13 protein-coding genes are annotated in these 15,982 nt (G+C 64.5%); 10 read left to right on the top strand and 3 right to left on the bottom strand.

The features are described from left to right. The first annotated feature begins 9 nt into the window (after positions 1–9). Together BM338_RS18640 and BM338_RS18635 are read left to right on the top strand one after the other, a co-directional pair. A complete protein-coding gene (locus BM338_RS18640; RefSeq protein WP_090453648.1) occupies positions 10–393 on the top strand; it encodes a hypothetical protein in 384 nt (127 codons plus the stop codon). Between the two features lie 145 nt (positions 394–538). Further along, positions 539–2,146: a carboxyl transferase domain-containing protein gene (locus BM338_RS18635; protein ID WP_090453645.1), complete on the top strand. Its 1,608-nt coding sequence runs from the start codon at positions 539–541 to the stop codon at positions 2,144–2,146. A 151-nt stretch (positions 2,147–2,297) separates the two neighbouring features. On the opposite strand, the gene BM338_RS18630 is transcribed toward BM338_RS18635, so the two are convergent. The 3 genes from BM338_RS18630 to BM338_RS18620 are packed head-to-tail and all read right to left on the bottom strand — an operon-like array spanning position 2,298 to position 4,686. Beyond that, entirely contained in the window at positions 2,298–2,600 is a 303-nt protein-coding gene (locus tag BM338_RS18630) for a DUF6587 family protein (RefSeq protein ID WP_090453643.1), read from the bottom strand. Then, the gene (feoB, locus tag BM338_RS18625; RefSeq protein WP_090453641.1) at positions 2,597–4,447 is read right to left on the bottom strand and encodes a ferrous iron transport protein B; all 1,851 of its coding nucleotides are present in this window, start codon (positions 4,445–4,447) and stop codon (positions 2,597–2,599) included. Before feoB ends, BM338_RS18630 begins: the two co-directional genes overlap by 4 nt. Beyond that, positions 4,444–4,686, bottom strand: coding sequence for a FeoA family protein (locus BM338_RS18620; RefSeq protein ID WP_090453639.1), 243 nt, complete (start codon positions 4,684–4,686; stop codon positions 4,444–4,446). The genes feoB and BM338_RS18620 overlap by 4 nt, the downstream gene beginning before the upstream one ends. A gap of 130 nt (positions 4,687–4,816) precedes the next feature. On the opposite strand from BM338_RS18620, the gene BM338_RS18615 reads away from it, so the two are divergent. The 8 genes from BM338_RS18615 to BM338_RS18580 all read left to right on the top strand — a co-directional run bounded on the left by BM338_RS18615 (position 4,817) and on the right by BM338_RS18580 (position 15,933). After that, positions 4,817–5,611: an enoyl-CoA hydratase/isomerase family protein gene (locus BM338_RS18615; protein WP_090453637.1), complete on the top strand. Its 795-nt coding sequence runs from the start codon at positions 4,817–4,819 to the stop codon at positions 5,609–5,611. A gap of 46 nt (positions 5,612–5,657) precedes the next feature. Then, entirely contained in the window at positions 5,658–6,047 is a 390-nt protein-coding gene (locus BM338_RS18610) for a VOC family protein (protein WP_090453635.1), read from the top strand. 27 nt (positions 6,048–6,074) lie between these two features. Continuing rightward, positions 6,075–6,593 carry a cupin domain-containing protein gene (locus BM338_RS18605; RefSeq protein ID WP_090453633.1) on the top strand — a complete coding sequence of 173 codons (519 nt, stop codon included), beginning with the start codon at positions 6,075–6,077 and terminating at the stop codon, positions 6,591–6,593. 563 nt (positions 6,594–7,156) lie between these two features. Then, entirely contained in the window at positions 7,157–9,154 is a 1,998-nt protein-coding gene (locus BM338_RS18600) for an acetyl/propionyl/methylcrotonyl-CoA carboxylase subunit alpha (protein WP_090453631.1), read from the top strand. Positions 9,155–9,187: 33 nt separating this feature from the next. Next, complete coding sequence (locus BM338_RS18595) at positions 9,188–10,090, top strand: hydroxymethylglutaryl-CoA lyase (protein WP_090453629.1); 903 nt, start codon at positions 9,188–9,190, stop codon at positions 10,088–10,090. 156 nt (positions 10,091–10,246) lie between these two features. Beyond that, positions 10,247–12,499, top strand: a complete 2,253-nt coding sequence (locus BM338_RS18590) for a pilin (RefSeq protein ID WP_090453627.1) — start codon at positions 10,247–10,249, stop codon at positions 12,497–12,499. Between the two features lie 198 nt (positions 12,500–12,697). After that, positions 12,698–14,527 (top strand): translational GTPase TypA, encoded by a 1,830-nt coding sequence (typA, locus tag BM338_RS18585; RefSeq protein ID WP_090453625.1) that lies wholly within the window; start codon positions 12,698–12,700, stop codon positions 14,525–14,527. A gap of 80 nt (positions 14,528–14,607) precedes the next feature. Further along, positions 14,608–15,933, top strand: a complete 1,326-nt coding sequence (locus BM338_RS18580; RefSeq protein ID WP_090453623.1) for a carbohydrate porin — start codon at positions 14,608–14,610, stop codon at positions 15,931–15,933. Positions 15,934–15,982: the final 49 nt, after the last annotated feature.

Raw genomic sequence — 15,982 nt, 5'->3', positions numbered from 1 at the left:
GATTCAACAATGAAGTTCACGCGTACCCTACTCGCCTCCGCGCTCGTCGCGCTGCTGGCGGCTTGCAGCAACGGCGCGCAGGATTCCGCGCAGGACGCCCAGAAGTCGGCTGACCAGGCTCAGCAGTCCGCTGACCAGGCTCAGAAGGCTGCTGCTGAGGCTCCGGCCGCTGCTCCGGCTTCCACCGCTGCCGCCCCGGCTGCTGCTCCGGCTTCGACCGCTGCTGCTCCGGCCTCCACCGCTGCCGCTCCGGCCAGCGCCATGGAGCAGGCCAAGGACGCTGCCACCAACGCTGCTGACGCTGCCGGTAAGGCTGCTGATTCGGCTAAGGACGCTGCTGGCGCCGCTAAGGACGCTGCAGACAAGGCCAAGGATGCGATGAAGGGTCACTAATCCCCTTCGCTGTACCTAGAAAACCGGCCGCCTCGCGCGGCCGGTTTTTTTTTCGCCCGCGGGAAATCATCCCGCACCGCACATTTCAGCGGCGATACCGTGGCCGTTATGATCACGGACTTCCCATCGACGGCAGTCCAGCCTCATGAGCGTCATCGCTTCGCAGATCGACACCCGTTCGCCCGAGTTTCAGGCCAGCAGCGCGCAGCTGCGCGGACTGGTCGATAACCTGCATCGCGAACTGGCGCGGGGCGCGGAAGGCGGCGGCGAGAAAGCGCGCGACAAGCACACTGCACGCGGCAAGCTGCTGCCACGCGAGCGTATCCGCGCCCTGCTCGACCCAGGCTCCCCCTTTCTTGAACTGTCGCCGCTCGCCGCGCACGGCATGTATGACGATGCCGCGCCCGCCGCGGGCATCATTACCGGCATTGGCCGCGTCAACGGCATCGAAGTGGTGGTGGTCGCCAACGATGCCACCGTGAAGGGCGGCACCTACTTCCCGATGACGGTGAAGAAGCATCTGCGCGCACAGGAAGTGGCACTGGAGAACCGCCTACCCTGCGTCTACCTGGTCGACTCCGGCGGTGCTTTCCTGCCGCTGCAGGACGAGGTGTTTCCGGACAAGGAGCACTTCGGCCGCATCTTCTACAACCAGGCACGCATGTCCGGCCTGGGTATTCCGCAGATCGCCGTGGTCATGGGCTCGTGCACCGCCGGCGGCGCCTACGTGCCGGCCATGAGCGATGAAACCATCATCGTGCGCGAACAGGGCACCATCTTCCTCGGCGGCCCGCCGCTGGTGAAGGCCGCCACCGGTGAGGTGGTGGATGCGGAAGCGCTGGGCGGCGCGGACGTCCATACATCCGTCTCCGGCGTGGCCGATCATTTCGCGGAAAACGACGCGCACGCGCTATCGATCGCACGCGACATCGTCGCCAGCCTTAACCGCAAGAAAGACATGCCGCTGGCACTGCGCCAGCCGTTGGAACCGCGCTACCCGGCGGAGGATTTGTACGGCGTGATCCCGCAGGACACCCGCCGGCCCTTCGACATCCGCGAAGTCATCGCACGCATCGTCGATGGCTCGGAGCTCCACGAATTCAAGGCGCGCTACGGCAAGACCCTGGTCTGCGGTTTCGCGCACATCCACGGCTACCCGGTCGGCATCATCGCCAACAACGGCATTCTGTTCTCCGAGAGCGCGCTCAAGGGCGCGCACTTCATCGAGCTGTGCAACCAGCGCAATGTGCCGCTGGTGTTCCTGCAAAACATCACCGGCTTCATGGTCGGCAAGAAGTATGAAAATGCCGGCATCGCCAAAGACGGCGCCAAGATGGTTACCGCTGTCGCCTGCTCGCACGTGCCAAAATTTACTGTGGTGATCGGCGGCAGCTTCGGCGCCGGCAACTACGCCATGTGCGGCCGCGCCTACGGCGCCCGCTTCCTGTGGATGTGGCCGAACGCGCGCATCAGCGTGATGGGCGGCGAACAGGCCGCCTCCGTGCTCGCCACCGTACGCCGCGACGGCATCGAAGCCGCCGGCAAGCAGTGGAGCGCGGAAGAGGAAGAGGCCTTCAAAGCTCCCATCCGCGACCAATACGAACACCAGGGCCACCCCTACTACGCCAGCGCGCGGCTATGGGACGACGGCATCATCGATCCGGCCGACACGCGCCGCGTGCTGGGCCTGGCCATCTCGGCCTCGCTCAATGCGCCGATCGAGCCACAACGCTATGGCGTGTTCCGTATGTAGGAGCGCACCCTGTGCGCGAAACGGCCCGACAGGGCCGTGTTCTTCAGCAAGCCAGGGAAAGCCAGCCTTGCAAGGCAGGGTCGGTGCATTTAAGACCACGGCCCTGTCGGGCCGTTTCGCGCACAAGGTGCGCTCCTACAAAGACGCCTGCTCAGCGCGAGCGCGAACGAAACTCCAGCGGCTGCACATCCCGCTTCGCCGCAGCCGGCGGTTGCGGCCCGCAACTGCCGCAGGTGCCGCAACCATCGCCGCAATTGCCGGTGGCCTGCGCAGGCTGCATCCAACGCCCCACCGCGCGCAGCCAGGGCTTGCGCCATGGCTTGTTGAGCGAAGCGGAAGCGGTCGCCATCCAGCGCGTGCTCACACCGGGCAGCAGTTTGCGAAGGGCGTAGACGGCGCTGAAAGCAACCAGCACACCGATGATCAGGCCCTGGATCAGCGCGAACGTGCTCATGTCAGTGCCACCGCGACTTGATAGGTAATCAGCGAGGCCAGATAAGCCAACCCAAACAGATAGCCCGCGGTGATCGCCACATTGCGCCACGAGTTGGTCTCGCGGCGAATCACCGCCAGCGTCGACATGCACTGCGGCGCGAACACGTACCAAGCCAGCAGCGATAGCGCGGTGGCCAGCGACCACTGATGCGCGATCACCGGACCGAGCTGGCTGGCGACTGCCTCATCCGCACCAGACATCGCATACACCGTGCCCAGCGCGGACACCGCCACTTCGCGCGCAGCCAGACCCGGAATCAGCGCGATGCAGATCTGCCAGTTGAAACCGATCGGTGCGAACACGTAGTGCAACGCGTGACCCAGGCGACCGGCCAGGCTGTAGTCGATGACCGGCTGCGTCGCGCCTGCCGGCGGTGCCGGGAAGCTGGAAAGGAACCACAACAGCACGGTGAGCGCGAGAATGATGCCGCCCACGCGCTTGAGGAAGATCTTGGCGCGCTCCCACAAACCCAGCGCCACGTCGCGCACATGCGGCAAGCGATACGACGGCAACTCCATTAGCAACGCATGCTCGCTCTTGTCCTTGCGGAAGCGCTTGATCACGAACGCCACGGTAAGCGCGCTGACGATGCCGACAACATACAGCGTGAACAGCACCACGCCCTGCAGATTGAACACGCCCCACACCGTGCGTTGCGGAATAAACGCGGCGATCAGCAGCGTATACACCGGCAGGCGCGCCGAGCAGGTCATCAGCGGCGCTACCAGAATGGTGGTGAGACGGTCGCGCGGATCGGTGATGCTGCGCGTGGCCATGATGCCGGGAATGGCGCAGGCGAAGCTCGATAGCAGCGGAATGAATGCGCGCCCGGTCAGGCCCGCCTTGAACATCAGCTTGTCCAGCAGGAACGCCGCGCGCGGCAGATAGCCGGACTCCTCAAGGATGAGGATGAACAAAAACAGGATCAGGATCTGCGGCAGAAACACCAGCACCGCGCCGAGGCCGGCGAAGATGCCGTCGTTGAGCAGGCTGTGCAGCGCGCTGTCCGCCGGCAGTGCCTGCGTCATCCATGCACCCAGTACCGTAATACCTTCCTGGATGCCGTCCATCAGCGGCTTGGCCCAGGAGAACACCGCCTGGAAGATCAGGAACATCAGCACCGCGAGAATGCCCAGGCCGAACACCGGATGCAGCGCCCAGCGATCGAGCGCATCATCGATGGCGTCGGTGCTGCGCGGCATGGTGACGGCCGCCGCAAGCAAGGCGCGCACCTCTGCGTGCAGATCGGCGCGACTGGCAGCGTCATCCGGCTGCGCTGGCGCGGCCACCGGCACTTCGCCATCCACACGTTCGATCAACGCCCTCGCACCGCCGCGCTTCACCGCGATGGTTTCCACCACGGGCAAACCGAGCCGTCGCTGCAGTTCCGGCACATCGATCACGATGCCGCGACGACGTGCGGTATCCATCATGTTCAGCGCCAGCACCACGGGGCGGCCAAGGCGCTTCACTTCCAGCACGAAACGCAGATGCAGGCGCAAGTTGGTGGCATCCGCCACGCAGACGATCAAATCAGGCGCGGGCTCACCGGGATAAATACCTTCGCAGACATCGCGGGTGATCTGTTCGTCCGGGCTGTTCGCGTCGAAACTGTAGGTGCCCGGCAGATCGAGCAGATGCAGCACGCGCCCGGAAGGTGCGGTGAAACGGCCTTCCTTGCGCTCCACCGTCACACCGGCGTAGTTCGCCACTTTCTGGCGGCCACCGGTGAGCTGATTGAACAACGCGGTCTTGCCGCAATTGGGATTGCCAACCAGGGCAATGCGCAGTGTGCTCGCGCTCATGCCACCTCCATCCGCACGGTGACGCGCTCTGCCTCGGTGCGTCGCAGGGCAAAGCGCGTGGAGCCGATCTGGATCAACAGCGGATCGGCACCCAGCGGCCCGCGGGCAACCACGCGAACCGGCTCGCCTTCAACGAAACCCAGGTCGCGCAATCGCTGCGCAATCGGGTCGGAAGCATGAGCATCGTCCACTCGGTCCACCACGGCAGGCGCCCCTTTCGGCAGGTCGGACAGTCGCACGGCAACCACTCAAATAAGAATGGTTCGCATTGTACAGTAAAGCGGTTCGATAGGTGATGCGTTAGCTAAGGAGTACCGGGGCCCCACCCGGCATCCCTTAACATGCGGCTCTCGACCGAGAGAGATCCTCATGTACGCCAGCCTCCAGATCGCCGACCGCGCCGCTGTCCGCACCATCACGCTCAATCGTCCGCAGCTGCACAACGCCTTCGACGACGGATTGATCGCCGAGCTCACCACGGCACTGGAAGAAGCCGGCAACGACGCCGCCGTGCGCGTTGTGGTGTTGACCGGCGCAGGCGCAAGTTTTTCCGCCGGCGCCGATCTCAACTGGATGCGCGGCATGGCCAAGGCCAGCGAAGCGGAAAACCGCGAAGACTCACTGCGCCTGGCGCGCCTGATGCGCACCCTGCAATTCCTGCCCAAGCCCACCGTGGCGCGTATCAACGGCGCGGCCTATGGCGGCGGCGTAGGACTGGTGGCCTGCTGCGATATCGCTATCAGCGTGGACAGCGCCAAGTTCGGACTGACCGAAGTCAAACTCGGCCTGGTACCTGCCGTGATCTCGCCCTACGTGATCCACGCCATCGGCCTGCGCCAAGCGCGCCGACTGTTTCTCACCGGCGAACTGTTCGACGCCGTAACTGCGCAACGCATCGGCCTGCTGCATCAATGCGTCGCCGCAGACGCGCTGGATGAAACCGTGGAAGCCACCGTGAGCGCACTCGCCAAAGCCGGCCCCATCGCCCAGGCCGAAGCCAAGCAACTGGCCCTGCGCGTCGCCGGCATTAACGAAGCGGAAGCCGAACAGATCGACCGCGACAACGCCGCACTGATCGCGCGCCTGCGCGTATCGGCTGAAGGCCAGGAAGGTCTCGGCGCCTTCCTCGACAAACGCACTCCCCGCTGGCACAAGCCGGCGTAATACGTTTGGTGCATGATTCCGCTCCACCTCACCGCGGAGCGGCATCATGCTCGACCATATCGGTGTACGCATTTCCGACTACGCGCTCAGCAAGGCGTTCTACACCAAGGTACTGGCTCCGCTCGGCGCCACCTTGATCATGGAAGTCACCGCCGAAGCCACCGGCGACCGCTCGCACGCAGGCTTCGGCACGGAAGGCAAACCCAGTTTCTGGATCAGCGCCGACCCGATCGCGCCACTGTCGAACATGCACGTCGCCTTCGTGGCGCCCACCCGTGCCGCAGTGAACGCCTTCCATCGCGCCGCCATCGCGGCAGGCGCCACCGACAACGGCCCACCTGGCCCGCGCCCGCACTATCACACCAACTACTACGCCGCGTTCGTGCTCGACCCCGACGGCCACAACATCGAAGCCGTCTGCCACCTGCCCGAATAAATCCAGCCAGTCCCCAAAGGACCCGCCATGCCCCACCCCATCGTCAACATCGCCGCCCTCGACCCACAGCCCCTGCCTCCCGGCTTCGCCGCATCGGGCGCCGCCGCCGAACGCTACGGCCCGCACGTGGCGCGCATCTCGCAAAACCTGGGCGCGCAGAAACTCGGCTACAACCTCACCGTGCTCCCGCCCGGCAAACGCGGCTTTCCCTTACATAACCACCGCTTCAACGAAGAAATGTTCTTCATCCTCGAAGGTGAAGGCGAAATCCGCATTGGCAACGACCGCTACCCCATCCGCACCGGCGACATCATCGCCTGCCCACCCGGCGGCCCCGAAACCGCCCACCAGATCATCAACACCAGCAACGCAGAACTGCGCTACCTCAGCATCAGCACCAAACAAACTCCGGAAGTTTGTGAGTATCCCGACAGCGGCAAATACGGCGTCATCGCGGAGTTCGCGCCAGCAGCCGACGGCACGCCGCAAGTCTTCCGCACCGTGGGGAGAAGGGGAGAGTCGGTGGATTATTGGGAAGGCGAATAAAGCGCGGAAAGCCTTAGACAAAAGCCAAGCGGCCAACGACGCTATCTCGAGCACCCACACCCCTCCCCAACCCTCCCCTGCAAGCAGGGGAGGGAGCAATGGCTCAGCGCGGCGGTGAGTACTGGACGATCAGGCCGAGAAGAAAACCATCCAGATGCCTGACCCTGGAAAAGGCGCAGCTACAAAGCACACCGCCTGCTCTCAGGCCATTTCTCTTTGGTTACTTTTCTCTTTGGGCCAGCAAAGAGAAAGTGACCCGGCTCGCGGCAGCGAGTCGGAAGCCCGCGGCAGGCGAGCCAGGGCACTCAGACGCGACAACCGAAGCGACAACGCCACTGGATGACCAGCTTCGCTGTTGAAGTGCGCCTCCGGCCTGCGCCGGAATGACGAAGTAGGTGAGTGCGTCGCAAGCACCGCCCCTCCCCTCTCCCATAGCGACTATCTACGGCTCATCAAAGGGAAAACCGAGCAAAACCCACCCCTGATTGCTGCGCCGCGCATCGGCTACACCTCCCCCATCTGCTAGCGTTATGCACTTTGCATAACACCCCCGGATCCCCCGCATGTTCAACCGCGTCCTCATAGCCAACCGAGGCGAAATCGCCTGCCGCGTGATCCGCACCTGCCGGCGCCTGGGCATCCACACCATCGCCGTCTACTCCGAAGCAGATGCCGACGCCCAACACGTGCGCCTCGCTGACGAAGCGTGGCCCATCGGTGGCGCGCGCCCGGCCGACTCCTACCTGCGCAGCGACGCCATCCTCGACGTGGCCAAACGCTCCGGCGCACAGGCCATCCATCCGGGCTACGGTTTCCTCTCCGAAAACACCGCTTTCGCACGCGCCTGCACCGAGGCCGGCATCGCCTTTATCGGCCCACGCCCGGAAAGCATCGACGCGATGGGTTCCAAGGCCGCCGCCAAGGCGCTGATGGAACAACATGCCGTGCCGCTGGTGCCCGGCTATCACGGCGAGAACCAGGACGCCGGCTTTCTCGCCGAACAGGCGCGGCACACGGGCTTCCCGCTGATGATCAAAGCGGCGGCCGGCGGCGGCGGCAAGGGCATGCGCATCGTGCGCAGCGAGAAGGAGTTCGCCGACGCACTCGCTTCCGCGCAGCGCGAAGCCGCCAATGCCTTTGGCGATACGCGAGTGATCCTGGAGCGCTACGTGGAGCATCCGCGCCACATCGAATTCCAGGTGTTCGGCGACAGCCACGGCAACATGATCCATCTCAACGAGCGCGAATGCTCGGCGCAGCGCCGCTACCAGAAGGTGCTCGAGGAAACGCCCTCGCCCTTCCTCACGCCCGAGCGGCGTAAGGCCATGGGCGACGCCGCCGTGGCGGCCGCCCAAGCGGTGAACTACGTCGGTGCCGGCACGGTGGAATTCATCGTGGCCCAGGACGGCGAATTCTTTTTTATGGAAATGAATACACGCCTGCAGGTGGAGCATCCGGTCACCGAGGAAACACTCGGCCTCGATCTGGTCGAATGGCAACTGCGTATCGCCTTCGGCGAACCGTTGCCGCTGCGACAAGAGCAGGTCCATGCCCACGGCCACGCCATCGAAGTGCGCCTCTACGCCGAGGATCCCGACCAAAACTTCCTGCCGGGCTCCGGCAAGCTGCTTCGCCTTCAACTTCCTACACCATCGCGCCACGTACGCATCGACGGTGGCGTGATCGAAGGCGACACCGTCACCATTTTCTACGATCCGATGATCGCCAAGCTCATCGTGTACGACCGGGATCGCACGCAGGCGTTGCAGCGTCTGCGCGAAGCACTGGCTGCATGCGAGATCGCCGGCCCGAAATCGAACATCGCCTTCCTCGAACGTCTTGCCAGCCATCCGGCAGTGGTCGAAGGCCGCATCGATACCGGCTACCTTGACCGTCACCTGGACGAATTCCTCGCCGGCGACGCGGCGCCGTCCAATACCGTGCTGTTCGCCGCCGCGACGGCAGCACTGCTGCATGACGAGTGCGCCGTGGTCACCGGCACCCGGCACAGCACTGACCCATTCTCTCCGTGGGGCAGCGCAGACGCATGGCGCGTCGGCCATGCCGGCAAACGCATCATCGCGTTGTCGCTGCGCGAGCAGCGCTACGAGATCGAAGCGCACGGCCATGACGGCCGCTATCAGCTGCACCATGGCGACGCCACATGTGACGTACACGGCGCACGCCACGACGGCGAAACCCTGAGCGCCCGCTTCAACGGCGAAGCCCTGCGCCTGCCACTGCATGCCGATGCCCAGCGCGTACTGCTGCATGACGCCAACGGCCATCGCCATAGCTTTGCGCGCGCCACCGCCTTCGCCTGGGAATCCAAGCAAGGCAGCGGCGGCAATCAGATCATCGCGCCCATGCCCGGACGCATCGTGCTGGTGAAAGCCAAACCCGGCGATGCAGTGGAGGAAGGCCAGGAACTGCTGGTGATGGAAGCCATGAAGATGGAGCTGGCATTGAAAGCCCCTCGCGCCGGCACCATCGAAACCGTGAGCGCGGCGCAAGGCGATTTCGTCGAGGCCGACACCGTGCTGGTGCGCTTCGCGCAATGAATTGATGCCACACGTCATATCAGGCTCGCCATCATGACCGCTACCAACAACCACGTACGTATCGTCGAAGTCGGCGCCCGCGACGGCCTGCAGAACGAAAAGACCCTGCTGCCAACCGATGTAAAGATCGCGCTGATCGACCGCCTCTCCTCTACCGGCCTGCAGACCATCGAAGCCACCAGCTTCGTCAGCCCAAAATGGGTGCCGCAACTGGCCGACGCCGCCGACGTCTTCCGCGGCATCCGCAAGGTGCCGGGCGTGAGCTACCCGGTGCTGGTGCCCAACGAGCAGGGCTACCAGCGCGCACGCGAGGTCGGCGCCAGCGAGATCGCCGTGTTCACCGCCGCGTCGGAAGCCTTCAACCGCAAGAACATCAACGCCTCGATCGACGAATCCATCGAGCGTTTCATGCCAGTGCTTGAGCGTGCGAAAACCGACGGCGTGAAAGTGCGCGGTTATGTTTCCACCGTGCTCGGCTGCCCCTATCAGGGCGAGGTCCCCGTTGCCGACGTGGTGCGCGTTGCGCATCGCCTGCATCAGCTCGGCTGCTATGAAGTTTCGCTGGGCGACACCATCGGCGTGGGCACGCCCGCCAAGGCGCGCGCCATGCTGAAGGCGGTTGCGCAGGAAGTGCCGATGAGCGCCCTCGCCGTCCACTTCCACGACACCTACGGCCAGGCCCTCGCCAACATCCTCGCCTGCCTCGAAGAAGGCGTTCGCGTTGTCGACAGTGCCGTCTCCGGCACCGGCGGCTGCCCGTATGCCAAGGGAGCCACCGGCAATGTCGCCAGCGAAGATGTGGTCTACATGCTGCACGGCATGGGCATCCATACCGGCGTCGACCTTGACCTGCTCATCGCTACCGGCGCCTGGCTCGCCGCCCAGCTGCATAAAGAGACCGCCAGCCGGGTGACCAAGGCGCGCACGGCGGTCTAATACGCAGCCGGAGTTCGCTCGCGTCGTCCCAGCGGAAACTTTCGTCGTCGCAGCCGCACCGGCTGCCATCGGCCGCTTGCTATATTCCGGGCCTTGCGCCGGCACCGCATCAGCGGCAGCCGCACTCATCATCCAAGGAAATTAGGAGTTCAAGGAATGAATCTGCCGCGCCGCATTCTGCCCGCCGCCATCCTCGCCGCCTGCACCCTGCTCGGCGCCTGCCATCGCGACAAGACTCCCAGTGCCGATGCCGGCGCGATCAGCCGCGCGCAGGAACAGCTTTCGCAACCGGCCTGGCTGCGCCAGCACCTGCCCGCGCGCACGGTAGGCTATCTGCGCATTCCCACGCCGTGGGGGCTGCTCGGCGCCGTCCCGAACGGGCGCCCGCTCGACGCTGCTTTGGCCAGCGAGCAACACCTCAAGGCAGTCGCCGCACTGCGCGAAGCCATCGCCAAGGACAAGCTGCTGGCCGATGCCGGCGCCGCGCCCTTCATGCTGGCCCTGCTGTCGGATCTGCGCGCGCCGATGGAAATCGTGGCGGTCGATCCGCTGGGCATGCCCTCGCCCGGCAGCATGCTGCTGGCCAGTACGCAACTGGAGCAGCGCGACGTCGCCAAGCTCAACGCCCGTTTCGCGCAACTCGGCAACACGCTCCGCCTGAGCACTCCGCTGGACGCCAAGGGCGATGGCGCCCTGGCCTCCGGCGAATTGCTGCATTTCGACGCTGCCAACGGCCGCTTGTTTGTGCTTATGGCGCGTTCCGCACAAAACGCCGGAGCCGTCGATCGCGGCACGCTGAACGCGCTGTTGGATGAAGTGAAGAATCCCAAGGCCGCTGATGTAGTAGCCAAGGTGGCCGAGCAGGAGCAGCAAATCGACGCGTCGGGCCAGGGCTTGTTCGGCTGGGTCAGCACGCACGGCATCGGCGGCGTCGCCGCCAGCTCGATTCCCGCCGACAACGTTGGCACTCTGCCCGGCGATTTCACCGCCAAGACCGATAGCATCGCCTTCGGCTGGGGCACGGCGGGCGGCCATGGCCAGTTGCAACTGCGTCTGCATGCGCCGCAAGCCCGCCTGCTGGGCTACCTGGCGCCGAAGCAATTCGCCCCTGACTTCAACGTCGCGGGCAAACCTTCCTGGGCGGTGAGCCTGGCTCTGCCAGGCACCGAACAGATCAAAACATTCGAAGACAACCTCACGCTGGATTTCGGCGCCGAGCGCGCTGCCGCCTACCGCAAAGCCATGGCGGAGTTCAAACAAAGCGTGGGCTTCGACTTGGCCGAGCTGAGCCAATGGGTGGGGCCCGAGCTGGTCGGTTACGAAGATGATGCCGGCACCTATACCGCCATGCGCGTGCGCGACCGCCAGGCCCTGTACACGCGGTTGCAGGAACTCGCCAAAACCAAGCACTGGGCCTACCAGGTAGCCACCATGGAAGGTGCTCAGGTGCACTCGCTGTGGATCCCCAATCAGATCGGCGAACACTTGCGCGAGAGCGCAGGCAGCCAGTCCTCGGATACCACACCGCAGCAGCGTGCCCTGCTCGAACTGCTGGGCCGCCTCGGCACGCATCTGTATTGGGTCGAGGACGGCGACTATCTGATTTTCGGCAAGCTGCCCCAGGCGCTCGCCGATCGCGCCGCCGCCAAACTGGATACGCGCATGGACACCTGGCTGAAGGCTCAGGCCCACCCTGGCGCGCAAAGCCTGCTCGGCTTCGTCTCCACCTCGCGCAACGCGCAGCGCAAGGCTTATTACAGCTACCTGCAATTGCTGCAATACCTCGACGACGCCAGCGGCGGCGCGGTAGACCTGCAGTCGTTGCCGGCAGCGCACACACTCAACCTGCCGCGCGATGGCGTGATCGGCATGAGCCTCAACGCTAGCCAGGACGATCTCTCGCTGGGCCTGACCTACGAGCAGAGTCCGCTCGAAATGCTGACCAGTGGCTCCAACAGCATGATGGCCGTCGCCACCGCCGGTGTGCTGGCCGCGGTGGCGGTTCCCGCTTACCAGGACTACAAACTGCGCAGCCAGGTCGTTCAGGCCATCGCCAGTGCGGCCCCGGCCAAGACCGCCATACTCGAATTCCATCAGCGCAAGGGCCGCTGGCCGAAGAATGACAAGGAGGCCGGGCTGGACGCGAATGGGTCCGGCACGCTGGCCATCGGCGAAGGCACGATCGAACTCAGCCTTGCCGATACAGGCAGCGCCAAACTGGCTGGCGGCACCGTGGTGCTGGCGCCCGAGCGAGCGGTCGAGGGATGGGCCTGGCGCTGCCACGCCGTGGGCGTCGAGGACAAATACCTGCCAACTGAGTGCCGGCACGGCGACGGCAAAGCCGCGGATGCTGTGGACGAGCACAAAGGCCCCGGCTATCAGGTCGAGGACGCCAAGCCGGCCAAGTAAGGGCCGCGGACAGACCGGCCAGAGACTTCCCCATCCGACCTGCCCTGCAGCGGATGGGAGTCCAGGAGCAGAAGTCGTTTCGCTCCTTTTCCACGAGAAGCCCCTGATTCAAGCAAGCTGTCACATTAATCCGTATAATCGTCCGATTCGCCCTTGAGAAAACCACGCGACGGCCCTTCGGCCGCCCGAGCCCATCCCATGTCCATCGAAAATCTGCGCAATATCGCCATCGTCGCCCACGTCGACCACGGCAAAACCACGCTCGTCGACCAGCTGCTGAAGCAGTCCGGCACGCTCTCCGAGCGCACCGTGCTGGCCGAACGCGTGATGGACAGCAATGACCAGGAAAAGGAGCGTGGCATCACGATCCTGGCCAAGAACACGGCCATCACCTGGCAGGGCAACCGCATCAACATCGTCGACACCCCCGGACACGCCGACTTCGGCGGCGAGGTGGAGCGCGTGCTGTCGATGGTGGACACCGTGCTGATCCTGGTCGACGCGATGGACGGCCCGATGCCGCAGACGCGCTTCGTGACGCAGAAGGCGTTCGCGATGGGCTTCAAGCCGATCGTCGTCATCAACAAGATCGACCGCCCGGGCGCTCGTCCGCAGTGGGTCGTCGACCAAGTGTGGGATCTGTTCGATCGCCTCGGCGCTACCGCTGAGCAGATGGACTTCCCGATCGTTTACGCCTCGGCACTGAACGGCTACGCCAGCCTCGACGACGCTGCGCGCGAAGGCGACATGACCCCGCTGTACCAGGCCATCATGGACCACGCGCCCAAGCCGGAAGTGGATCCGGATGGCCCGTTCCAGATGCGCATCAGCCAGCTGGACTACAACAACTTCGTCGGCGTCATCGGCATCGGCCGCATCCAGCGCGGCACGCTGAAGAAGAACATGCCGGTCGCGATCATCAATCGCGAAGGCAAGAAGCGCCAGGGCAAGGTGCTGCAGGTGCTTGGCTTCCTCGGTCTCGAGCGCATCGAGCAGGACAGCGCCGAAGCGGGTGACATCGTCGCCATCTCCGGCATCTCCGAGCTGACCATTTCCGACACCATCTGCTCGCTGGACACGCCGGAAGCGCTGCCGGCCCTGACCGTCGACGAACCGATGATCAGCATGACCTTCCAGGTCAACAATTCGCCGTTCGCCGGCAACAAGGACCTCTCGGGTGGCAAGTTCCTGACCAGCCGCCAGATCCGCGACCGTCTTGAGCGCGAGCAGGTGCACAACGTCGCCCTGCGCGTCGAAGAAGGCTCCGACGCCGACAAATTCCTCGTCTCGGGCCGCGGCGAACTGCATCTCTCGGTGCTGATCGAAAACATGCGCCGTGAAGGCTATGAGCTCGCCGTGTCGCGTCCGGAAGTCATCATCAAGGAGATCGAAGGCCAGAAGATGGAGCCGATCGAGCAGCTGGTGGTCGACGTCGAAGAAAATCACCAGGGTCCGGTGATGGAGCGCCTCGGCATCCGCAAGGGCCAGCTCAAGAACATGGAGCCGGACGGCAAAGGTCGCGTGCGCCTTGAGTACTTGATCCCGGCGCGCGGCCTGATCGGCTTCCAGAACCAGTTCAAGACCCTCACCCAGGGTTCGGGCCTGCTGTTCCACGTGTTCGACCATTACGGCCCGAAGGAAGATGGCCAGATCGCCAAGCGCCTCAACGGCGTGATGATCGCCAATGCCGGCGGCACCACCCCCGCCTACTCGCTCGGCCCACTGCAGGACCGCGGCAAGCTGTTCGCGGCGGAAGGCGACTCGGTCTATGAAGGCCAGCTGGTCGGCATCCACGCCAAGGACAACGACCTCACGGTCAATGCGATCAAGCCCAAGCCGCTGACCAATATGCGCGCCTCGGGCAAGGACGATGCGATCCAGCTGACCCCGGCCATCAAGTTCTCGCTGGAACAGGCACTGGACTTCATCGACGACGATGAGCTGGTCGAGATCACCCCCAAGGAGATCCGCCTGCGCAAGAAGCACCTCACCGAGAACGATCGTAAGAGGGCTTCGCGCGGCGGCTAAGCCATCGCAGCTGTCATGTGATTGAGACAAAAGGTCGCCATCGTGCGGCCTTTTGTTTGGCCAATATTAAAGTGAACCGGATGAAGAAGTTCGCCACGCTGACGTTGCCTGCCCTGCTCGCCCTGATGGGCGCGGCAAAAGCTGACGAAACGCCCTTGTTCGTGCCGCAGTGGCTGGGTGCGCAATACACCTTCGTCGACCAGCATCAAGACAGCCTGCACTCGCCCTACGCCGGCGAGCAGAGCCTGCGCGCGCGCAGCGACACAGCGCGCTCGCACACTTTCGGCGCGTACTTTGGCGTGGCGCTGCCGGCGCATCTGCAGTTCTATTTCGACGTGGAGATGTTCAAGGGCGAAGGTGTCAGCCATGCCACCGGCCTGGGTGGCCTGACCAACGGCGACGTCATTCGCTCCGGCACAGCCAGTCTCGGCAAAACACCCTACGTCGCGCGCCGCTATCTGCGCTGGGCGCTGCCGCTCGGTGATGAAACCGCCGATGTCGAGCGCGCACAGGATCAGCTGCCGGGCAAGGAGGCGTCACGCCGCATCGAAGTAAAGATCGGCAAGATGGCCGTCAACGACGACTTCGACAAGAACCGCTACGCCGACAGCACGCGCACCCAGTTCATGAACTGGGCGCTATTCAACAACACCACCTGGGACTTCGCCGCCGACACGCGCGGCTATACCGAAGGCGTGATGATTGGCTGGATCAACCCAGGCTGGAGCCTGCGCTACGGCATCTATCGCATGCCCTACGAAGCCAACGGCCAGAAGCTGGAAAGCTCGCTGCGCCACGCGCGCGGCCAGCAGATCGAACTGACCCTGCAGCCACAGGCGGACGGCTGGGCACTGCGATTGCTCGCTTTCCAGAACCAGGCGCGCATGGGCATCTACCGTGAAGCCATCGCCAAGGCCCTGGCCAGCGGCAGCCCGCCGGATATCCGCGTCGACGACCGGCCAGGCCGGCACAAATACGGCTTCGCCATCAACGGCGAACTGCCACTGGCCGATCATGGTGACACCGGCCTGTTCCTGCGCGCAGGCTGGAACGATGGACGCAATGAATCGTTTGCCTTTACCGAAGTGGATCGCACCCTGACCGGCGGCTTCCAGCTCTCCGGTGTGCACTGGGGGCGTGGCGAAGACCATCTGAGTATCGGCGTCGCGATCAACGAACTCTCCTCTGTCCACCGCGACTATCTCGCCATGGGCGGCAATGGATTCGTATTGGGCGACGGCGCACTTCGCTATGGCCGCGAGCAGATCCTGGAGGCTTATTACAGCTTCGCCGTGTGCAAACACTTCATCCTGAGCCCCGACCTCCAGCTGATACACAACCCCGGCTACAACCGTGATCGTGGCCCCGCGCGCTTCGTCGCCCTACGCGCGCACGTCGAACTGTAGGAGCGCACCCTGTGCGCGAAAGGGCTGCACAGTGGCCCCGCTTTTTGTC

The sequence above is a fragment of the Dyella sp. OK004 genome (assembly GCF_900114495.1).
Classification (GTDB): domain Bacteria; phylum Pseudomonadota; class Gammaproteobacteria; order Xanthomonadales; family Rhodanobacteraceae; genus Dyella_D.
Note: the sequence above shows the minus strand (reverse complement) of the source record. Positions and strands in the feature narration are given on the sequence as shown.